Below are 19,606 nucleotides of genomic sequence, written 5' to 3'. Positions count from 1 at the left end.
ATTGTTCTGCAATACCTGCGGTGGCTGCTTTCTGCCTTTTTAGCGTTATACTCGATCCACGCAATGTATCTGCGATGATGTTCGTCTTCTCCGCTCTTAGGGTATCATGATGATGTCTTCTGCCCGGATCAGCCTTGCCATCAAGTCACTGCTTGGATATTGCTGATAAATCCGATCCACTATCATATTGTAGGTGGAGGGGTTCATCGGCCGCTTTTGATCCAGTTCTCTACAGTGTTGATGCAGATGTTCAGACTGTAGGTGGCCGAGTGAGATTACCCGCATCTCTTTTAGTTCCCCACTTGCAGTATCCACCGCGCAGATGAGCATGGGCGCACCTTTCCCCTCCGGGATGTTTGTCTGGTAATCCAACTGGTTCATTTTAAACCGCGGTTCATAAGGTGCGTCAAACCAGGGATTGTTTCCGGCTTTGAGGAGAAAGAACAAACTGTCATTTATCCTGACAAAACCAAGCCGCAGCGGGCCACGGGTAATATCAGAAATTTCCTGCTCCGTTATGCCCGGATACCCCACCACGATCTGCCACCATGGGTCCAAGTAATCCGCTTGAACATACTCCTGGCCTGTCCTCCACTCGGAACGGAAATCTCCCGCTTTATAATGTAAGAACTCCAAAACGAATCCATCCTTTCCTTGTTGTCTGCTCCATGTTTCTGTATCAGCTATCCGATAACACTGTTTTGCAAGAGGGAATCACTTCGGCGTAACCCGCGCAATCAGATATGCCTCTGGATTTGCCTTGATACATGCCGCGGTATGCTCATCCACTATTGTCCTGAAAAATGGGTACCCAAACTCATTCTCCACATATACCGCATGGTCGGCAAAATCATACCACATGTCATCCAGTTCACGAGTTGCGCACACAAGTTGGTATGTCATGTCGGTATCCATCGGCAGTTCATCTTCTGGCGGAAGATGTCCCGCTCCTATACCGGGACACATGTTTTTGATCGCCCGCAAAAATTCGACTCTGATTTCGCGGTTCCATGCATCCAAACGCTCCAAAACTTTCTCTGGTTCATACAATCCAAAAATAATGTTTTCTGGCGCAACCGTCTCGTACAAATATGCATCAGGATCAGAAGCCGTATTGCAGTAAGCATCCTGAAGCGCCTTGAGGACAGATTGGAAGTCCCCCTGTCTGAGCTGCGAAGCCTCTTTTGGCAAATTGCCAGGCTCCAAATTCAATGCGGTGAAAGAAGTAATAATTTCCATAACCGTTCTCCCTTATATCTGTTTTCTGGCCGCAAGAGTTTCCGGACATTGATAGTCGCAAGATTCTTATCGGGAAAAGAGTCCATACCCCACTTTACCGATGTGTCGGCCCTTATCATCAGCACCGCAAAATTGCAAATTGGGAATGTCATCATCTTTTATTTCCAGTTTCAATGATGGATCGGCCTTCTGCAAAAGAAAAATCCACAGTCGGGCCATCTCTGGCACATTGACAATGCCTTCTCCCATCCCGGAACTGTTTTCAAACTGGAACCCCATATCTTTTAGAACTTGGACTGTTTCTGCGTCAATTTCATCTTCTCCGTATTCCGAGCAGATGCTTTCAATATCAACCTCTGTAACTTCTGGGATCTTATAATGTGCTTCGCGCACTGTTTCCACAGGCGCATTAGACGCTACGGTGAAATCTTCGGATCGGCCATGACCATCACCGCTCCAGTCCCCAATGGATAAGTGAAACTGATACATATTTTGTCAACTCCTATTGAATTTGATTGTTTGTTTCCATCTTTTCAGGTAGCAAGTTGAGCGTGCGATATTGCTTCCGCTATACAGCAGGCCCTGCCATATTTGGCGTATCAAGCATGGCAGTCCAGCGATAACAACAGCGTATCGTCCGGGAGCGCATCAATGAAGCGATCAACTTTCTTGCGCCAGTTTTCCTCATCTGAAACTTCGGTGTCACTGTCGGACCAATCATCGCTGTAGTTGATCCAACCATTTTCATCTACGCAGGCATGGGGCTCCATTTGGCACAGGTAATGCATATCAGAGCCGAACTGCTCCAGCGTTTCGCACCCTTGGAAGCATCCCCTGCCCCACTTTTTGATTGGGCCCTCATCCATTTGTACAAGCCGGCATTCCGCTGGGCCTCCTCCCTGCGCGCACCATGCCCCATATTGATGAAACTGCTCAACTGGCACTTTCTCACGGTACTTTTTTAGAGCATCCCAGGCGATATTCCTCTTTTTTGCTCCGGCTACCCAACGATATCCTTCTGGTGTGTAGGTCTGCTCATCGTGCTGATACTCAAAAACACCATAAGAGCCTGTGACCGCAAATGGGCAATCGACGGGGACCAGGAATTGATTTCGATATCGCCCTCCGACCACAAATGAATTCCAGTAGCCCTGTGGATTGTAAAAGTAACCGCTCCGCCAATTAAGGAATTCGTTTCCGACGTATTGCAGGACATAGTCCACGAATGCGGGCTAGACTTTCTTGAAAGGACAGTCGAGAAGCAACTGCATCTTCTTGGCCTTTTTCGTTCGCTTTTCCCGCTGCAGCGGGCCAAACCTCCGTTTGCAGATTAGCCCGTCTTTCACGACATAGTCTTTAGAGAATCCATAATCGTATATAGGCACAATCCGGCCATTCAACAGCCGCACAAAGTCATCCCTTTTCGTCTCATATTCGCGTATGGCCGCCTCCGTTTCATCCTCAAACTCTTTCGGAGTTTGTTCGTTCGGAATCATACTATATGGGGCCATGATCTGATCGGATAGGGCCTCGGCCAAGCCCTCATAGCGATGTTGATCCGTGATAACAATATTTTCTAGGTCGAGATGTTGGTTCTGTACTTGCGAATAGTAGAGGCAGTGTTCCATAACCATTCCTTGCTTGATCACCTCATCCGGGATAGACCTAGCGGCCTCTTCAAGGTTCTCAGGTAATGCGATGGCTGCGATGACAGAAATGTGACTCATATTATCAATATCCTCCCTTTTGATCTTCATCGTTTTGCGTTCAATTTGCACGGTTCCTCCCGTCTTCAATGGACGCTGGAACAATGGTATGATCTGCTGTAACCCAGAGGGGCTCATAGCAGGTGCTCAAATTCCAGTGCCAAGAAATCAGGCATGTGGTTGCCATCCAGTGCTGCCATTGTGGTTCTGAATTACATATTGTTCGCACCTCATTTCTGTTTAGGATAGAAAAGATATATAAAAAGCACATGGATACGGCTTGAATCGATCCATGTGCTCTGTGGCCCGGTTATTATGTTTTTGATCTTTATAAAAAGAAACAGCGTCCAAGGGCTCTCTGGCCTTCGGACGCTGTGCAACACTGAAACTATGCTACCACATGTTTGGTAAGCAGCAGATACTATGTGAGTTTATTATATATATTTTCCCGATGCATTGCAAGAGAAAATCCAAGGAATGGTTCACTTCATCAATTCTATTAAGAAATTGGTTGCTCCCCTCTTTACACTATAGTATTGTTGCTTTGATCGAATAGATGGGATTTTAGAGAGGTTAAATATCGACTGGTCCGAGAGTCGCTGCAAGACACCTCTGTTATGGTTTTTCTATTTGCTCAGATAGTAGAGGAAAGAATTGAGCCTGGACCATGCGTTCTCATCCCAGTCGTAATCCATGGCCAGATGGAAGTGCGGTACACTGTCCAGCACACCGGTCATCTCCAGGATCGTGGCGGTATTTTCATACCTGGGTGCCATGGTCAGCACCCCGGCGCACCGTCCGCCCAGCTCCAGCCCCTTGACCAGCCGGTACCGGCCATTGGCTCCGGCAAATCCGGGCAGAAGGCGGTCTGCGGAGGAGCGCAGAGACTCCAGTTCAGGGGAAAAACTGCTGCGGGGGCCCAGCAGACGGCCGAGTGCTTCTATGCGGCCCGCCCACTCCCGGCAAGTCTGGCTTCCCGCATCCCGCCAGAGAAGCCACAGATATTCGCTCAGCGGCGCCCGGAGCAGCCGCCAGCCCTCCTGTTCCAGCGTATCGGGGACGCCGTCATGAAGGTTGAAGAGGGTGAACGGCTCGCCCACGATCCCCAGCGGCCGTCCCTCCGCCGGAATGGCGCCGATGTGCGCCGCGAGGGCTTCCAGCTCCGCCCAACTCGGCACACCCGCCGGAGCCAGTGCGTCCCGCTGTTCCGGCGGAGCGCATAGCAGGAAATCGCCGGCGAGGATCGCCCGGACCAGCAGATCCGGCTCCGGGCAGCGCTCCGGAATCGTCTCCAGCTCCGGCGCGATGACCTTCACACGGCAAAGCCCCCGGCGTTCCAGTACCGACTCCACGCCCCATGGGTATTGCCCGTCTGCCTCCGCGCCCTGGGTGGAGGGGAGAAGCACCTGAAACGGGCCGCTCTCCACTTCCGCCGCCGTCAGGATGCCGCCCAGCAGGGCCGGGAACGGCAGATACTCCTTGGAGCTGGTTTCCGCCCTCCCCAGCGGCAGGGTGGTACTGTCGAGCCGCAGGGTGCGCGTCTCTGTTTTCCAGGCCGCCTCACAATATGCGCGGAGATAAGCGGTAAACGGCGGAAGGTCAGGCACGAGCAGCGGCCCTCCGGTTCTCTCCGGCACGGCAGCCACCGCAGTAGGGCGGCGCACTACCGCGGCGAGGGAAAAGCCCGCCGGAAGCGGCTGGGCAGGGCGGCCCTCCAGGCTCTGGAGGAACGCCTCGATCCGTGTGATCACGCCCACGGGAGAGAAATGCTCGTCCACTTCGATCTGCAGATAGGGCTTGTCCCCCATCTCCTTCCGAAACAGATAGGAGAGCATGGTGTCCGGGCCGCAGCCGTGATTGGTCAGGTAGACGGCATACAGGTTTGGATGGTGGGCCACGAGCTTGGCCCCGGACAGGATGTGCTGGCCAAAGGGCCAGTACAGATTGGGGTAGTCCTCCGACAGATCCAGGTCGTGGGCGGGCAGGTGGGACAGGGTGATGACCTTATGCCCGCGCTCCAGCAGCAGCCGTGGAATTCCCATGTTGAGCACCGGGTCGGAAAGGCCATAGTTCCGGGTAATGAGCACCAGCACCTTGTCGTCCGGCCTGAGGGATGCCAGCAGTTCCCGCCCCTGCTTCTCCACTGCCGCGGTATGCCGCCGCACCGCCTTGGCCCCGGACAGCAGGGCGGGCAGGCAGCGCGGCTTTGGTATTCCCAGCTGCTTCCCAACGCCCAGCATGGCGGAGGCCATGGCCTCCTGCCCGAAGTCCAGGTCAAACACCGGGTTGAGCAGGGCGATCCCCCGCCGCTCCAGATCCAGGGCATTGGCCGCCAGCCGGGGCGCAGTCTGCATATAGACGCAGCCATAATTGTGCTCCACATGGGAGGACTCGTGCCTCATGGTGTGAACAGAGGGCATGAAGATATAGTCCACGCCCTGTTCCGCCAGCCATGCCATGTGGCCGTGGAGTAGCTTCGCCGGGTAACAGGTTTCCGCCTGGGCAGTCTGCTGGGCCAGCCGGATGATCTCCTCATTCGTGGGCGGGGAGAGCAGGACATTGAATCCCAAGTTCCGGAAAAACGCATTTGCCATGGGGAAGAATTTGTGGATCACCAGCGCATAGGGGACACCCACCGTCTTTTTCCCTGGGACCCGGATGGGGTCATACCCCTCCAGCAGCAGCGCCCCCGCCCGCTGGTAGAAGGCGATGTTCTCCGCCACCCCTGGGCCGGCGGCGTGTTCCGCCCCGGTCGCTGTGTCAAATCCGTGGAAGCAGGACGGGCCGCGGACCGACTCCAGCGCCAGCAGGGCCGCTCCATAGGCGCCGCTGATGGGGAAACAGGGCGAAACCGTGAGCCGCTCCCCCAACTCCTGCTGAAACGCAGCCACAATCCCGGGATTGTAGGCGACGCCGCCCTGAAGCACCACGCGGCTCCCGACGGGCTTGGCCCCAACGACCTTGTGGAGGTAGTTGCGGACAATGGACCGACACAGGCCGGCCGCCACCTCCGCCTGGGAGGCGCCACGAGAGAGCGCAGACTGGATGGCTGTCTCGATAAATACCGTACACCGCTCTCCCAGCTCCACCGCGCTGGGCGCGCTGAGGGCCAGGGGACCGAACTCCGCCAATGGGATGCCCATGCGCGCTGCCTGCTCTTCTACAAAGGAGCCGGTCCCGGCGGCGCAGATCCTGTTCATCTGAAAGTCGGCCACCTGTCCGCCCCGTAGGGAGATATACTTGGAGTCCTGCCCTCCAATCTCAAAGACCGTATCTACATCCGGCGACCAATGGACAGCCGCCCGGGCCTGGGCGGTGATCTCATCCCGCACGGCGTCCGCCCCGATAAGACGGCCGATGCGCTCCCGGCCGGAGCCAGTGACGCCCACTGCCAGGAAGGACACCGGCCCAAAGCGTTCATGGATGGCGTCCAGGCCCCGGCGCACCGCCCCCTCCGGGTCCCCGGCTGTGCGGAGATACTGGTAGTCGATCAGCGTGCCGTCCCGGCCGGTGAGCACCAGATCCGTGCTGGTGGAGCCCACATCAATCCCCAGGACGCACCCATCCGGCGGGATGGTACCGGTGGCCGCGGGGACAGACGGAAGTGTACCGGGAAGCACACGCAGCGCCGGCTGACGGCACATCTGGTTCCCACCTTCCAGCGCCCCGCCGCATAAACTGGCCAGCAGTTCCCCCATAGAGCAGGTGGCGGTCTCCATGGCTGCCTCCGCGGCTCCAACGGCGCCGGCGTAAGGGAATTTCTCCGGCAAGATCAGCTCTGCTTCTGACAATCCGAAGACCTCCCGCACAGCCTGGATCACACCCTGATTATGCCCGATGCCGCCGCACAGGGCCACAGGCTTTTCCACGGGAAGCCCCCGGACGATCACCGCCTTGTAGTTGCGCACCATGGCGTAGCAAAGGCCCAGGAGGATGTCCGGTGTGGGCACCCCCTCCTGCTGCCGGTGGATGATGTCCGTTTTGGCGAAGACCGCGCAGCGGCCGGAGAGCCTGGGGATGGAGCGGGCCTGCCCCACCAGGCGGGAGTAGTCCTCCAGTTTTAGTCCCAGCCGGGACATCTGATCCTCAAAAAAGGAGCCGGTACCTCCGGCGCAGTGTTCATTTACCGCAAACCGGGGCGGGGTGTTCTGATCCAAGCCGGTGAGGAAGCGGGCGCTCTGGCTGCCGATCTCAATGGCGGAGCGGGCTTCCGGGGCCAACAGCCGAACGCCGAGGTGGATGGCTGGGATCTCCCCCAGCACGGCCAGGGCATTGCACCCCGCTTTCAGCCGGTCGCCCGCGTTTCCGGTGATGACCACCGGGCAGCCGCAGGCCCCCGGGTCCGCGGCTAAAAGCTCCCCCAGCAGACGGCGGGCGCTCTGAACCACCGCTCCATAGTGGGAAGCCGTTTTTTCCCAAAGGAACGTTCCCTCTGGAGAAAGCAGGACGAGTTTCAATGTGGCGTTTCCACAATCCAATCCGATTCCGTTCATCGTCATCCTCCCATTCCGCGCTCGTTGACATTTGCCAGACAAAGCGCTATAATGCGGTTAGCATTTACTAACCATAGCAGTTTACAGCGCAGTTGTCGATTGCCACGGCAACATGGAGGTATCTCATGGACCCGATTACTACGGTGATGCGTCAGTGCCGCCTGTTTGACGGCATCCCGGAAGAGAAATATCAAAATGTACTGGCCTGCCTTCGGGGAGAAACCAAATCGTTTCGTAAGGATGCCATCCTCCTCCAGATCGGCGAGTGCCAGAAGCGGCCCGGCGTTGTGATGGATGGGACGCTGCGGATCTCCCTGTATAGTGAGGACGGCAATTTGGTCACCATCGAACGGCTGGGGCGGGGGCAGGTATTTGGGGAGACTCTGGTGTGCTCCATGGCGGAGGACAGTCCCATCCAGATCGACGCGCTGACTGATGTGCAGGTGCTCTATCTGGATTTTGACCCGCTGCTTCTTCAGCAGGAATGCGCCTGTCCGCACAAAGCCCAGGTCACCGCCAACCTGCTCCGTGAAATGGGGCGGGGCGCCCTTTTTCTCAATCAGAAAATGCGGATCTTGGCCCAGAACCGGCTCCGAAACCGGATCAAGCTCTATCTCCAGATGCTCCCCGCCAAGCCCGGCGGCGAACTCCATCTGGACATGGGGCGGGGCGAACTGGCCGACTATCTGTGTGTAGACCGCAGCGCCCTCTCCCGGGAACTGGGGCGTATGCAGAAAGAGGGGATTCTCGCCTTTCAGGGCCAACAGGTGCGTATTCTGGATCAGAGTTTTCTCAGCGTATAAATTTTGCCTGTCCGTTGCCATGGCAACGGACAGGCTTTTTTGCGGGTGCTATCATATCGCTGCAATAGGTTAGCTGTTGCTAACCAAAATTCTTGAAAGGAGAGTCGCACATGAAACGCGCTCTTGCATCCCTGGTAGCATCTGCGATGCTGCTGTTTGCCCTGGCTGGCTGCTCCAACGGAAATAATCCGGCCGAAAATCCCGCCGCATCCCCCACATCCCCGCCGGCCAGTTCCACGCAGGCCGCCGAGCCGGTGACCATCTCAGTGGGTGTGCCTACCGCGCCCCCGGCGCTTCCCGTCCTGCACATGATGGAGGCCGGACTGCTGGGAGAGAATGTGACCATCGACCTGAATGTGTGGAACTCCCCCGAGGAGCTGCTGGCCATGGTTCAGGGCGGGGAGCACGACCTGTACGCCTTCCCGCTCACTGTGGTTTCCACACTCTACAACAAGGGCCTGGATGTGCGCCTGATGAATGTGAATACCTGGGGCGTCACGTATTTCATGACCACGGATCCTGCGTTTGAAACCTGGGCCGATCTGGCCGGCAAGACCGTCTATATCCCCCTCCAGTCCTCTCCTCCGGACGCTCTGACCCAGTATTTCCTGAATGAAGCCGGGCTGACGGTGGGCGAGGATGTGGAGATCGTCTACGCCAGCACCGCAGAGGTAGCCGCCCTGCTGGCCTCCGGCGAGGCGGAATACGCCACCCTGATCGAGCCGCAGGTCACATCTGCGATGAGCCAGAACAGCGAAGTACGCCGGGCGCTCAGCTTTGAAGAGGAGTGGCAGCGGGTCACCGGCACCGACACCATGATCCCCAACGCCGGCTTCGGCACCACCCAGGGCTTCATTGACGAAAACCCGGAGCTGACAGAGCAGTTCCAGGCCGCCTACGCCGAGAGTGTCCAGTGGGTGCTGGATCACCCCGCCGAGGCCGCCGCTCTGGCCGAGGAGCACCTGGGCATGAAGGCCGCCGTGGTGGAGGCCGCGATCCCCAATATGGGCCTGACCTTCAAAAGCGCCCAGGACGCCTGGGGAGAACTGGATACATTCTATAACCTGCTCAACGACTTTGACCCCTCGATGATCGGCGGAAAACTCCCCAACGACGGGTTATACTATGCGGGGTAAGGCGGCCCTCTGGCTCCGCCGCGCCCTGGGCGTGGGCCTGCTGCTGGGTGTCTGGCAGCTGGCCTCGCTCTGTTTCTCCCCTCTGGTGCTCCCTCCCGTTCCACAGGTCGCGGGCACGCTGGCGTGGCTGATCCGGGAGCCGGACTTCTGGCCCACCGTCGGTACCACCCTGCTGCGCCTGACGCTCGGCCTTGGGATCGGGATTGCGGTGGGTTCCATTCTGGGTCTGCTGTTCGGCCTGTGCCCCAAACTGGAGGATGTGGGGGCGCCATTCATCCATGTGCTCCAGTCTGTGCCGCCGGTATGCTGGGTTGTGCTGGCTCTGGTATGGTTTGGGTTTAACGGCTGGCCCTGTGTATTCATCGTGGCCGCATCCACCATTCCGACGGTGGTGATCAACCTGAGCCACGGCGTGCGGGGCGTAGACCCGGAACTTCTGGAGATGGCGAGGCTCTACCGCTTTTCCCGCCGGAAAGTCCTGCTTCATGTGACGCTGCCCTCTATCCGCCCCTATTTCCTCTCCGCGTTAGAGATCGTCGTGGGCGGCGGTTGGAAACTGGCGGTGATGGGGGAGGTCCTCACCACGAACAGCGGGATCGGCGGCGCCATCACCACCGCGCGGCTGAATATCCAGCCCGATGCGATCATCGCGTGGGCATTCCTGCTGGTGGCAGGGTGCTTTATTACGCAGAAGCTGGTGTGCCTGCTTCTGTCCAGGAGAGGGGGAGGCCCATGCTGAGACTGAGCGGGATCTGCAAGCGCTTTGAGGATCTGCCCGTACTCTCAAACCTGTCCCTCACCTTGTCCCGGGGCGAGATCGTCGCCTTGATCGGCCCCTCCGGCTGCGGGAAAACCACGCTGCTGAACATCATTTCCGGCCTGACGGCGCCGGACGCCGGTACGGTGGAGGGTGTGGACGGCAGGCTGAGTTATATGTTTCAGAGCGCCCGGCTGCTTCCCTGGCGCACGGTGGAGGAAAACATCCGGCTGGTGCGGGAGGACGCGCCCGCCGGGGAAGTGCGCTCCCTCATCGCCGCTGTGGGGCTGGAGGGGTTTGAACGCTATTATCCCAGCCAGCTCTCCGGCGGCATGGCCCGCCGGTGTGCCCTGGCCCGGGCATTCCACTTCGGCGGTGAGATTTTCCTGATGGACGAGCCATTTCAGGGGCTGGACTACGGAATCCGCATGGAGATGCTGTCCATGCTGCTGTCTATCTGGCAGCGGGAGCGGCCCGGGGTGCTTTTTGTCACACATGAGATCGACGAAGCCCTCACTGTGGCGACCCGCATCGCCGTGCTCACTCCGCGCCCCACGACAATCTGCCAGTGGTTTGACCTCCCCGGCCCGGAGGGGCGGGACGCCTCCGCCCCCGAACTGGCCCGGCTGCGCCAAGAGATCATCCGGCGGATCACCGGTTAGAACCGGTCTGGTTGCCACGGCAATGGCGTCCCACAAGGAAATGTGATATATTAACTTTTAGAACACGGAAGGAGGCTCGGAAATGGACATTCTCCGCAATCTGCCGGTTCAGCAGCCGGCGGCTCTGAGGGAACTCATCTCCATCCAGCCGGGGCGCGTGGTGAGCATGGCCCTTTCCCGCAGCGAGCACTGCCAAATGACGCTGCTGGCTTTTGGGGACGGAGAGAGCATCAGTGAGGAGCGCTACTTCGGCGACACGGTCTATTATGTGCTGGAGGGTGATATGCCTCTGCGCCTGGAGGGGCACGAGGTCCGCCTGGGCGCAGGGGATTGTCTGGCTGTCCCGGCGCAGACCACCCACGCCATTGGCGGGAGCGGCCCCTTCAAACTGCTGCAAATTACCATCCAATCAAACTGAGGAGGATCTGTATGGAACCGTTGATCAAAAACCTGCCCCATGCACGGCCCTTTCCCCTGAAGGATCAGGTCGGGTACGAGCCCGGTAAAGTCGTCAGCCTGACCCTGGCCCAGCGGCCTGGTGTGGGGATGACGCTGTTCGCCTTTGATGCGGGCGAGGCCATCAGTACCCACGCCGCCCCCGGGGACGCCATGGCCACCATCCTGGAGGGCACCGCTCAGATCACCATTGACGGTGTCCCGCACACGCTGAACGCCGGGGAGGCTGTCATCATGCCGGCCGGCATCCCCCATGCGGTCCAGGCCGTAACCCCATTCAAAATGTACCTGGTAGTTGCGAAACAGTGACCCTTTCCCGTCCAACGCTCCGTGGACAAACCCAGGCAGGGGTACGACAAATCACAGCATAAGACACAGCCCCGTCTGGCCTTGTTCATACGGTCAGACGGGGCTGTGTTCATGCTTTTGCCGGCGGCAGCAGACTGGTCATGCTGCGCAGGCTGATGCCCAGAGTGGACAGGTTATGGAGCGTGGCGGAGGTGGCCGGTGCCAGGACGCCCAAGGCACCCAAGGCGATGAGACCACCGTTGAAGCCGATGACAAAGCGGTAATTGGACTGGATGCGGTTCATCAGGGCCATGGACAGCCGCCGCAGCTGCACCAGCTCGAACAGGTCGTTTGCCGCGATGGTGATGTCCGCGATCTCCCGGGCGATGGCGGCACCATCGCTGATTGCGATGCCCACATTGGCAGCGGACAGAGCCGGGGAGTCGTTGATTCCATCGCCGATCATGACCACCGTGCGGCCCTGTGCGCGCTCGGCCTGCACAAAACGGGCCTTGTCCTCCGGCAGCACCTCAGCCCGGTACTCGTCCACTCCCACCTGGGCGGCGATGGCTGCCGCAGTGCGCTCACTGTCGCCAGTGAGCATGACGATCTTGCCCACCCCCAGGTCATGGAGGGCAGCTACCGCATCCACCGCCTCGACGCGCAAGGGGTCAGAGATACAGATAACTGCGGCCAGTACGCCGCCGACCGCCAGATACAGGTGGCTGTACTGCTTAGGCAGGGCGTCGAAGGCGTCCTGCTCTCCCGGCGGGACAGTGCAGCCCTCATCCTCAAAGACGAAGTGGGCACTGCCAATGATGACCCGCCTGCCGTCTACCGTGCTGGCGATGCCGTGGGCCACCAGGTACTCCACCTGGGAGTGCATCTCCTCGTGGGCAAGCCCCCGCTCCCGGGCGGCCTGGACCACGGCGTTGGCCATGGAGTGCGGGAAGTGTTCCTCCAGGCACGCGGCCAGACGGAGCATTTCCGGCTCCTTGTTCCCACCAAAGGGGATCACCTGGGCCACCACGGGGCTGGCATGGGTCAAGGTGCCAGTCTTGTCAAAGACGATGGTGTCCGCCTGGGCCACGGCCTCCAGGTACTTTCCGCCCTTCACGGTCACATGGAAGCGGCTGGCCTCGCTCATGGCGGAGAGAACCGCCAGAGGCATGGACAGTTTCAAAGCGCAGGAGAAGTCCACCATCAGCACAGACAGAGCACGGGTGACATTGCGGGTGAGCAGATAGACCAGTGCGCTCCCTGCCAGCGTGTAAGGCACCAACTGGTCGGCCAGATGTGCCGCGTGATTCTCCGCCGCGGACTTGAGCTGCTCCGACTCCTCGATCATGGCTACGATCTTGTCATAGCGGCCCTCGCCGGACTGCTGGGTGACCGTGAGGACGCATTCGCCCTCCTCCACCACCGTGCCGGCATAGACGCTACTCCCGGGCCGTTTGGGGACAGGAATGGATTCTCCGGTGAGGGACGCCTGATTGACCATGACCTCGCCCTCCACGATGGTGCCGTCTAGTGGGATCATGCCGCCCATGCGGACAACTACCTGATCCCCGGCCTGCACCTGATGGAGCGGGAGCAGTTCCTCTCCTTTTTCGGTTTTCATCCAGACCCGGTCGATGTTCAGAGACATACTCCGAGCTAGGTTTTCCACAGACTTTTTGTGGGTCCACTCCTCCAGCAACTCGCCAAGCCGTAGCAGGAACATCACAGAACTGGCTGTGTCGAAGTCCCGCCGCGCCATGGACAAGCAGATAGAAATCCCGTCCAGCAATTCTACATGGAGCTGTCTTCGCAACAGACACCGGAGTGCTCGGAACAGGTATGGAACAGCTTTCACAACAGCGTAGGCTGTCCGCAGCGGTGCCGGAAAAAACAGGGAGCGGACTGCCTTAAACGCGACCATACCCACCAGCTTTTCCTCATAGGCACGATTGAGCGCCCGGCTGCTGTGGAGCGGGACCAATTCCGCCAGCGCATGATTCTGATAAGAAAAACCGGCGAGGGCCCTTAGTAAATCCTGCCGATCTCCCTGATACTCAATCACCGCGCAGCGGGTCCGCTCATGGACAGACGCCCGCTCCACCTGCGGCAGAGTCAGCAGCCATGCCTCCAGCATGTCGGCCTGTTCCAGCGTCATGCGCTGCTGCATGGCCTGAACGCGGATTCGTCCGCGGCATTCGTGTTTAATTTGAAATTTCATGATTGCCTCCATAGAACGAGAGGGACCGCCTCCCGGCGGCCCCTCCCTCGTTTCTTACGCATTACGCTTCAGAACACTCTACGCTGGCAGCCTCCTCCGCCTTCGCACGCTGCTCATTGATTTCCTTGGCGGAGGCCAAGATATCAGCGGCATTTTCCTGGACAGAGGTGACCGTCTCCATCACGGACTCCTTTACCCGCAGAGCCGCGGCAGTGGCGTGTGTATAGGCTTTCTTCGCGTCCTTGCTGGACAGCAGCTTGAAGCCAGCAGAGCCGAACAGCACGCCGCTGGCGAACAGACCTACTCCCTTATAGATATTCATATTGCTCACCTCGCATTCAGCGGTGCCGGTATCCGGTAATGATGGCCATGACCATGCAGACGACAGCGCCCCAAGCCCAGAAACGGTGGTGTTTCATTGGATAGTCCCTCCCTCGCCAGACATGGCACCTTATTTGAGCACACATAATAACATACGAATCTTAGACTTTTCTATCCGTTTCGGACGAAAACCGTTGCAAATGGATTTTTATTTGCATTCCGTCGAAATTGGGAGGGAGGCATATGGTAGCGCTGCTTGAACGCGATGCCGAACTGGCTGACGCTGGAATATCCTACTGCTGTAGAGATCTGGAGCACGCTCTGGGTCGTAGTAGCGAGGAGTTCCGCGGCCTGGGCCATGCGCTGTTCCAGGAGATACTGGTGAATCGGGACTCCATACACCTGACGGAAACAGGACTTCAACGCTGTGCCGGAGATTCGAAACTGTTGGGACAGTATCTGAATCGTCAGTCGCTCATCCAGGTGCCCCACCAAGTATTTCTGAATCTCGCGTATGGTTTCAATCTGACTATGTGTATGGTAATCACACTGCGGAGGTAAGGCCAGCCCCTCTCGCTGTGCATGGAGCAGGAACAAAACCTCCAGCGCCTTGATGACATAGTAATCTCCGATATGTCCCGGCTGCATATAGTCCAGGGCAGAAAACAGAGCTTCGCTCCAGAGTGCTGCCTTCAGCATACAAGGATCATTCCAGGCACGGGAGATGGACTCTCCCAAGTCGGAGTGCATAGCACGCAGGGCCGACCACGCGGCTTTCGCTTCCATCCGAATAAGGGCACCATAGAATGACTCCGAAGCAAACTGGCCCCGATACGCTTCTGTACGGACTGGGAGAAACAATACCTGATCGGCGCTAAGGCTAAGACGCCGGTGGCCGGCCCATTCCAAAATAAGCCCGCCTTTGCGGCAAAATAGGATCTCCAGAGCCTCCGACTCCTGGATAAACGGGAACTCTTCCGAGGGGGGTGCTCCCTCCAGTCGGAAGATAGCCGCCTGCTCCGCGGGCAACTGGGTGACGGTCCAGCCGTCCCAGGATAAAAGTGCATCCAGCATGGCGCTTACTTTCGGAAGGAGAAGAGGCCCTTCTTCTCATAGGGGGCCGACTGGATGGAAAGGACCTGATAGCCTGTGGCGGAGATCGCACTGCGCAGGGCGTCCTCATCTAATCTGTTCTCACACAGGATCTGCGTCTGCCCTTTGCTGTGGGACGAAGTGACCTTTTTAATGGGAAATGCCTTGCGGACTGCGTCGTTGACATGAGCTTCGCACATGGAACAGGCCATTCCTTCCACTGCGATGGTGTATTGGAGCATTACAGTTTCCCTCTCATCTTGTTAGTTTTTGCTAACTATTCAGTACAAATAAAATACCAGAACCGCAGTTTGCCAGATACTTTTGCTTATCTGCACTCCTACCCCTGGCATTCAATAGTTAGCATTTACTAACTAATAATACCACAAATTTTAATGCCCTGCAAGTCCCTTGAAAAAAAGAGTATTGTGTCACGTAGAAAATATCCATACGGTACGATATTTTTGTCAAGGAGTCCGCCTGTCACAGTCGATGGATATTCTCTTTTCACATGATACCGCTCCCACGGCTCCGAAAAGAGGTTGAGGGCACAGATGCTTGGGGCTTCCGTGCAATCCACTTGGTGGCGATCACCAATTAAGAGAAATCTAATTCTCTTTATCAAATAACCCCTCATAGCCTTGGCGGGCCTATATGTGGGTTCACTCATTCTGCTTCTATGGTCTTCTGAATGGTCGGGTATATCATCTGACATTCAAAAAGAAAATCCAACTAGATCAATGCGTCGTGGAAAACTCTTGACAGTGGGATCTATCATTTGCCACCAAAAGTGCAACTTTATCCGATCTTCACAGCCCGGTTTGCAGTTGCCGTGACCTCAAAAACATGATATGATGCTTGAAAAGGGGGAATTGACTTGGCACAGAAAGGACTCAGCCATGATGTTATGGAGGCGGCCGCACCATTCACGGATCTGCAGAACTGTCTGGCGAGGAAAACTATCCCCCAATTGCGCCGCCTCGCGGCAAATCTCCATTTAAATGGTACCTCTAAATTGCGAAAAAATGAATTGATCGGCGTAATCCGCAACGACTTACTGCGGCCCGAGCGGTTAGAAGCGGTCCTGTACGGCTTAGAAGAACCAGAGTGGATACTTTTTCAAAAATGCGCGGCAGCCGATGCCTACCCACTAAAAACGGCTGCACAGGGGATGGAAGGCATTCTACCCTTCCTAGGATATCTTCAGGCCTTTCAGCATGAGAATCGTCAATTTTACGTTGTACCGAAGGATGTGCGTGCAATCTACCAGGAATTGGCTACCGCCAGTTTCCTGGCACGCAAGAAACGCGACAACCTGATCCATTCCTACGCCATGGCGGCGGTTAATCTGTATGGCGTGATCCGCCAGGATGACCTGATCACCATTTTCAACAGCCAGAACAGTAAGAAACTCGCGGAGGCGGAACTTTTCCCCACCCTGCTCCGGCACATCGCCTCAATGTGCGGTTATGTGCTATGGGAGGAATACTTAGTCCATCACGGCTTCGAGGAAAATGAATTCCGTGATGTTGCGGACCTTTTGACCAGGATTGGAAGCAAGCCGCGATACATTCCCCCGAAGCCCGAGTTCCTCAAGTATGCAGATATCGACTACTATGAGGAAACCGCCGCCACACTGCTGATGGAGCAATACCTCCGACGTGATATGGGATTGAGCCACGAGGATGTGAATGCGGTCATGTCGGAACTCCACTTCGCCATGCTTCTGGAGGTACGCCCTGTTGAGTATCTGAATATTCTCCGTGACTGCAAGATATTTATTTCCCGGAAAGACCTGCAAATCGTTCTGGATATTCTGTCGGAAATGGCGAACAGCACACGGCTCTGGTCAAACAACGGGAGAACTCCGAACGAAATTTTTGAGTTGTACGAGCAGCCACGCCTCAATAAACTGCCATCCAAAACAGTAAAGGTCGGGCGTAACGATCTCTGCCCCTGTGGGAGTGGAAAGAAATATAAAAAGTGCTGCGGCAGATAGTCTATTGCAGCATGAAACGAGGAATCCCCGCAGCAGATGTCATCATAGACTATATGATCCTGCAGGTATGCTGGCCCTCGTTGTCAAAGAAAGAGCGCATCGTCTTTGCAAAGAGTAGCCGGGCTCTAATTCCATACAGTTCCCTGTGGCTGCCCGCGGAAGAAGGCAATTCAGACGCCCCAGCTGGCTAGACAGATAAACTCAATCATTCGTACCAGACAAGCAAAAACGGGCCCGCGGAAGCATTGCTCCCGCGGGCCCGTTTTTTCATGCTCGCAGCACGTTCATCAACTGATGCATAGACAGCCGAAAGCAGGACATGCTTCAGCCATTGTCTACCGGAACAGAGTCTAAAACAGCGTGCCATCCCTTTGGTGCAAATCAGGAAAGCGCCCCCGAATACTCATAGTCTCTCTGCCGTTTTAGGACCTTCCTCGCCTTAGCAACCCACGCTGTAACATAGTTGGCCGGTACGCCAAACAGTTCTCCAATCTCACGGTTGCTGTATCCTTCAGCGAGCAGCCGGATGGCCTGCATCCCTTTTGCAGCCACTCCGGTGGCGTCTGCCTCGGCTCGATCCAAAAAGTGAAGGAGACTGAGGCTTGCCTCCCGCTGTTCTGTGGTCTCATCGTCCAGTACCGAACACGGCATCTCATCTGGATCGGTGGCCACTTCCCTGCCCCGGCGTGTTGCGTACTCCAACTGTGTATAGATCTCATTGCGGATCAGGCGGTAGGCATAGGTCGAAAAGGCCACGTTATACCCTGGCTGGTCCGTCTGGGCGGCTTTACATAGGCCAATGCATCCAATCTGGAACAGGTCGTCATAGTCATAGATGCAGCCCGTGCCCAATGTATGCACACAGTCCTGGATCACCTTCCCCACCAAGCCCATATTCTCCTCCACCTTGATTTGCTGTTCATTCGTCAACGGCTTCAACATTTCATTCACCTCCAGATACCTTTCCTAACCGCTCCTTCTCTCCCATCCGTTCCTGATACAGTTTCCTGCTCTCCCGGATGACCACCTGACAGTAATACTCTCCCAGATGCCCAATATGGGCGTGAGCCATCGGTGCCTGCACAATCATGCCCAGCCACTGATAAGCATCACGCTTACTCATGATCCCTGACTGGTACAGACGGTTGAATTCCTTATGCGCGTTATAGCGTAGCCGCCTCAGTTCCGGTCCCGCCAAACTGCCCATCGGCTTCAATGTCTTTGCATGTGCCATCACAAAGGAATCACAATCCGGATATCTGGAACAGACATAGGCCATCGCTCCCTCCTGGTGTACCCTGCATAAACCCTCCGCGCTGCGCAGAACCGCAGGGCTGCCGCAGTGGCAATGTAGGCGCCCACTACCCGGCAGTACACTATCCTTGCTGCGGTTTGATTTTCTCTTCATGCTAAAATCCTCCTCTCGAAGTAATGACATATGACAGACTCGCATCAGCCTGAGCGGAACCGGGAAAAACGAAAAAGACCGGAAGACCGCTGAAAAAAGACAATGCAGAGCCAAGCGCTGGAATAGTGGTGTCGCATCCAGCCATTGACTCTGCACTGTATTTCAGCGGCCTTCCGGCCACATTCTTTTCAGACAAGACCTGCGCGTTGTGGGGCCGCGGGACAGCGGCTCCGTAACGATTCCCCGCACCATTTCAGCAGGTCTGACGCCATGGCGCCCCGGCGTATCGAAAGCCTCTACGCAGTATCTTGCTATATTGGAATTATAGCAGAATCCATCCAAAAAGTCAATAAAAATCACAAAAAACACAGTGATTTTCGCAAAAATCCCACTCATTTCAGTCTGGGAGTATCCATCTCAGTCTGGGACAATTTCAGGGCTCAGTATTCGTCATCGTCCCCATCCTCCCAGTTATCACAAACCGACTGCTGGCGCCGTTTGGCAATGTAGAGCGCGGCCAGACCCGCCCCAGCGAGGGCCAAGCCGGTCAGGAACAGGATCAGCGTGCCGACTGGGATGCCGCCTGAGTTTGCATCAGGTTCTTCCTGCTGCGCCACATCCGCAGCGGCGTCTTGTGACGGCTCAGCCGGCTCCTGTACAGCCTGGCCTTGCCCCGTGAGCGGATCTGGGATAGGTACCGTGGAATTGAGGCAGCTGAGGGTATAGGTCTTGCTGCCGCCCAAATCCATGGTCAGTACTCCGCTGCTGTCTACAACAATGGGGGCCGGGAATACTCCGGCGTCAGTGCGTAGTTCAAACTCTACACCCGCCCAGCGCGTTCCAAGCTGCAGAATCAGTTGATCTGGCTGCTGTGTCAGTTGTGGTTCTGTGCCATCGGTATCGGCCAAAGCCGCTGGACACAACACTGACATCAACATTACAATCACCAACAGAGACAGGCAGGCCCGTCCCGTTTTCTTTCTCGTTCTATTCATCTTAGTTCATCTCCTCTTCGCAGAAAATGAATC

20 protein-coding genes are annotated in these 19,606 nt (G+C 56.8%); 7 read left to right on the top strand and 13 right to left on the bottom strand.

Translation table 11 applies throughout. The features are described from left to right. Nucleotides 1-96: 96 nt before the first annotated feature. The 6 genes from NE584_RS01945 to NE584_RS01920 form a co-directional block, all read right to left on the bottom strand. Complete coding sequence (locus NE584_RS01945; RefSeq protein ID WP_055179557.1) at nucleotides 97-636, bottom strand: hypothetical protein; 540 nt, start codon at nucleotides 634-636, stop codon at nucleotides 97-99. Between the two features lie 78 nt (nucleotides 637-714). Further along, on the bottom strand, nucleotides 715-1,239 hold the full coding sequence (locus NE584_RS01940; protein WP_055179556.1) for a hypothetical protein: 525 nt from the start codon (nucleotides 1,237-1,239) through the stop codon (nucleotides 715-717). A 66-nt stretch (nucleotides 1,240-1,305) separates the two neighbouring features. Then, a complete protein-coding gene (locus tag NE584_RS01935) occupies nucleotides 1,306-1,728 on the bottom strand; it encodes a hypothetical protein (RefSeq protein ID WP_055179555.1) in 423 nt (140 codons plus the stop codon). A gap of 110 nt (nucleotides 1,729-1,838) precedes the next feature. Next, nucleotides 1,839-2,462 carry a hypothetical protein gene (locus NE584_RS01930; RefSeq protein WP_256181601.1) on the bottom strand — a complete coding sequence of 208 codons (624 nt, stop codon included), beginning with the start codon at nucleotides 2,460-2,462 and terminating at the stop codon, nucleotides 1,839-1,841. A 9-nt stretch (nucleotides 2,463-2,471) separates the two neighbouring features. Continuing rightward, complete coding sequence (locus NE584_RS01925; protein ID WP_256181599.1) at nucleotides 2,472-3,017, bottom strand: hypothetical protein; 546 nt, start codon at nucleotides 3,015-3,017, stop codon at nucleotides 2,472-2,474. Between the two features lie 554 nt (nucleotides 3,018-3,571). Then, nucleotides 3,572-7,438, bottom strand: a complete 3,867-nt coding sequence (locus NE584_RS01920) for an acyl-CoA dehydratase activase (RefSeq protein WP_055179553.1) — start codon at nucleotides 7,436-7,438, stop codon at nucleotides 3,572-3,574. A 125-nt stretch (nucleotides 7,439-7,563) separates the two neighbouring features. Here NE584_RS01920 and NE584_RS01915 point away from each other — a divergent pair, with 125 nt between their 5' ends. The 6 genes from NE584_RS01915 (at nucleotide 7,564) to NE584_RS01890 (ending at nucleotide 11,561) form a co-directional block, all read left to right on the top strand. Next, a complete protein-coding gene (locus NE584_RS01915) occupies nucleotides 7,564-8,241 on the top strand; it encodes a Crp/Fnr family transcriptional regulator (RefSeq protein ID WP_055179552.1) in 678 nt (225 codons plus the stop codon). Nucleotides 8,242-8,351: 110 nt separating this feature from the next. Beyond that, nucleotides 8,352-9,377, top strand: coding sequence for an ABC transporter substrate-binding protein (locus tag NE584_RS01910; protein WP_009259407.1), 1,026 nt, complete (start codon nucleotides 8,352-8,354; stop codon nucleotides 9,375-9,377). Continuing rightward, nucleotides 9,367-10,116 carry an ABC transporter permease gene (locus tag NE584_RS01905; protein WP_256181595.1) on the top strand — a complete coding sequence of 250 codons (750 nt, stop codon included), beginning with the start codon at nucleotides 9,367-9,369 and terminating at the stop codon, nucleotides 10,114-10,116. The genes NE584_RS01910 and NE584_RS01905 overlap by 11 nt, the downstream gene beginning before the upstream one ends. Continuing rightward, a complete protein-coding gene (locus NE584_RS01900) occupies nucleotides 10,110-10,796 on the top strand; it encodes an ABC transporter ATP-binding protein (RefSeq protein WP_154023927.1) in 687 nt (228 codons plus the stop codon). Before NE584_RS01905 ends, NE584_RS01900 begins: the two co-directional genes overlap by 7 nt. A gap of 82 nt (nucleotides 10,797-10,878) precedes the next feature. Next, nucleotides 10,879-11,214, top strand: a complete 336-nt coding sequence (locus NE584_RS01895; RefSeq protein ID WP_009259410.1) for a cupin domain-containing protein — start codon at nucleotides 10,879-10,881, stop codon at nucleotides 11,212-11,214. Between the two features lie 11 nt (nucleotides 11,215-11,225). Then, nucleotides 11,226-11,561 carry a cupin domain-containing protein gene (locus tag NE584_RS01890; protein WP_009259411.1) on the top strand — a complete coding sequence of 112 codons (336 nt, stop codon included), beginning with the start codon at nucleotides 11,226-11,228 and terminating at the stop codon, nucleotides 11,559-11,561. 109 nt (nucleotides 11,562-11,670) lie between these two features. On the opposite strand, the gene NE584_RS01885 is transcribed toward NE584_RS01890, so the two are convergent. The 4 genes from NE584_RS01885 to NE584_RS01870 all read right to left on the bottom strand — a co-directional run bounded on the left by NE584_RS01885 (nucleotide 11,671) and on the right by NE584_RS01870 (nucleotide 15,413). Further along, nucleotides 11,671-13,758 (bottom strand): heavy metal translocating P-type ATPase, encoded by a 2,088-nt coding sequence (locus NE584_RS01885; protein ID WP_256181584.1) that lies wholly within the window; start codon nucleotides 13,756-13,758, stop codon nucleotides 11,671-11,673. Nucleotides 13,759-13,819: 61 nt separating this feature from the next. Continuing rightward, nucleotides 13,820-14,080, bottom strand: coding sequence for a DUF6110 family protein (locus NE584_RS01880; RefSeq protein WP_050624230.1), 261 nt, complete (start codon nucleotides 14,078-14,080; stop codon nucleotides 13,820-13,822). Between the two features lie 170 nt (nucleotides 14,081-14,250). Continuing rightward, nucleotides 14,251-14,865, bottom strand: a complete 615-nt coding sequence (locus NE584_RS01875; RefSeq protein ID WP_256181581.1) for a helix-turn-helix transcriptional regulator — start codon at nucleotides 14,863-14,865, stop codon at nucleotides 14,251-14,253. 293 nt (nucleotides 14,866-15,158) lie between these two features. Further along, nucleotides 15,159-15,413, bottom strand: a complete 255-nt coding sequence (locus tag NE584_RS01870; protein WP_050624228.1) for a heavy-metal-associated domain-containing protein — start codon at nucleotides 15,411-15,413, stop codon at nucleotides 15,159-15,161. Between the two features lie 635 nt (nucleotides 15,414-16,048). On the opposite strand from NE584_RS01870, the gene NE584_RS01865 reads away from it, so the two are divergent. After that, on the top strand, nucleotides 16,049-17,170 hold the full coding sequence (locus tag NE584_RS01865; protein ID WP_055179545.1) for a YecA family protein: 1,122 nt from the start codon (nucleotides 16,049-16,051) through the stop codon (nucleotides 17,168-17,170). A 381-nt stretch (nucleotides 17,171-17,551) separates the two neighbouring features. Here the strand turns inward: NE584_RS01865 and NE584_RS01860 are convergent, their stop codons facing one another. From NE584_RS01860 to NE584_RS01850, 3 genes are all read right to left on the bottom strand, one after another. After that, nucleotides 17,552-18,112 (bottom strand): sigma-70 family RNA polymerase sigma factor, encoded by a 561-nt coding sequence (locus tag NE584_RS01860; protein ID WP_055179544.1) that lies wholly within the window; start codon nucleotides 18,110-18,112, stop codon nucleotides 17,552-17,554. A gap of 1 nt (nucleotide 18,113) precedes the next feature. Then, nucleotides 18,114-18,578 (bottom strand): zinc-finger-containing protein, encoded by a 465-nt coding sequence (locus NE584_RS01855; RefSeq protein ID WP_070103819.1) that lies wholly within the window; start codon nucleotides 18,576-18,578, stop codon nucleotides 18,114-18,116. Nucleotides 18,579-19,018: 440 nt separating this feature from the next. Next, the gene (locus tag NE584_RS01850) at nucleotides 19,019-19,573 is read right to left on the bottom strand and encodes a hypothetical protein (protein ID WP_055179542.1); all 555 of its coding nucleotides are present in this window, start codon (nucleotides 19,571-19,573) and stop codon (nucleotides 19,019-19,021) included. Nucleotides 19,574-19,606 lie beyond the last annotated feature (33 nt).

Source organism: Clostridium sp. DFI.5.61 (genome assembly GCF_024462915.1).
Taxonomy (GTDB): domain Bacteria; phylum Bacillota; class Clostridia; order Oscillospirales; family Oscillospiraceae; genus Lawsonibacter; species Lawsonibacter asaccharolyticus.
Note: the sequence above shows the minus strand (reverse complement) of the source record. Positions and strands in the feature narration are given on the sequence as shown.

What these genes read in the sequence shown, in the direction of transcription:
- NE584_RS01940 (WP_055179556.1), bottom strand. Translation starts at nt 1,239, where the DNA reads ATGGAAATTATTACTTCTTTCACCGCATTGAATTTGGAGCCTGGCAAT.
- NE584_RS01935 (WP_055179555.1), bottom strand. Translation starts at nt 1,728, where the DNA reads ATGTATCAGTTTCACTTATCCATTGGGGACTGGAGCGGTGATGGTCAT.
- NE584_RS01920 (WP_055179553.1), bottom strand. Translation starts at nt 7,438, where the DNA reads ATGAACGGAATCGGATTGGATTGTGGAAACGCCACATTGAAACTCGTC.
- NE584_RS01915 (WP_055179552.1), top strand. Translation starts at nt 7,564, where the DNA reads ATGGACCCGATTACTACGGTGATGCGTCAGTGCCGCCTGTTTGACGGC.
- NE584_RS01910 (WP_009259407.1), top strand. Translation starts at nt 8,352, where the DNA reads ATGAAACGCGCTCTTGCATCCCTGGTAGCATCTGCGATGCTGCTGTTT.
- NE584_RS01905 (WP_256181595.1), top strand. Translation starts at nt 9,367, where the DNA reads ATGCGGGGTAAGGCGGCCCTCTGGCTCCGCCGCGCCCTGGGCGTGGGC.
- NE584_RS01900 (WP_154023927.1), top strand. Translation starts at nt 10,110, where the DNA reads ATGCTGAGACTGAGCGGGATCTGCAAGCGCTTTGAGGATCTGCCCGTA.
- NE584_RS01895 (WP_009259410.1), top strand. Translation starts at nt 10,879, where the DNA reads ATGGACATTCTCCGCAATCTGCCGGTTCAGCAGCCGGCGGCTCTGAGG.
- NE584_RS01890 (WP_009259411.1), top strand. Translation starts at nt 11,226, where the DNA reads ATGGAACCGTTGATCAAAAACCTGCCCCATGCACGGCCCTTTCCCCTG.
- NE584_RS01885 (WP_256181584.1), bottom strand. Translation starts at nt 13,758, where the DNA reads ATGAAATTTCAAATTAAACACGAATGCCGCGGACGAATCCGCGTTCAG.
- NE584_RS01880 (WP_050624230.1), bottom strand. Translation starts at nt 14,080, where the DNA reads ATGAATATCTATAAGGGAGTAGGTCTGTTCGCCAGCGGCGTGCTGTTC.
- NE584_RS01875 (WP_256181581.1), bottom strand. Translation starts at nt 14,865, where the DNA reads ATGGAAGCGAAAGCCGCGTGGTCGGCCCTGCGTGCTATGCACTCCGAC.
- NE584_RS01870 (WP_050624228.1), bottom strand. Translation starts at nt 15,413, where the DNA reads ATGCTCCAATACACCATCGCAGTGGAAGGAATGGCCTGTTCCATGTGC.
- NE584_RS01860 (WP_055179544.1), bottom strand. Translation starts at nt 18,112, where the DNA reads ATGTTGAAGCCGTTGACGAATGAACAGCAAATCAAGGTGGAGGAGAAT.
- NE584_RS01855 (WP_070103819.1), bottom strand. Translation starts at nt 18,578, where the DNA reads ATGAAGAGAAAATCAAACCGCAGCAAGGATAGTGTACTGCCGGGTAGT.
- NE584_RS01850 (WP_055179542.1), bottom strand. Translation starts at nt 19,573, where the DNA reads ATGAATAGAACGAGAAAGAAAACGGGACGGGCCTGCCTGTCTCTGTTG.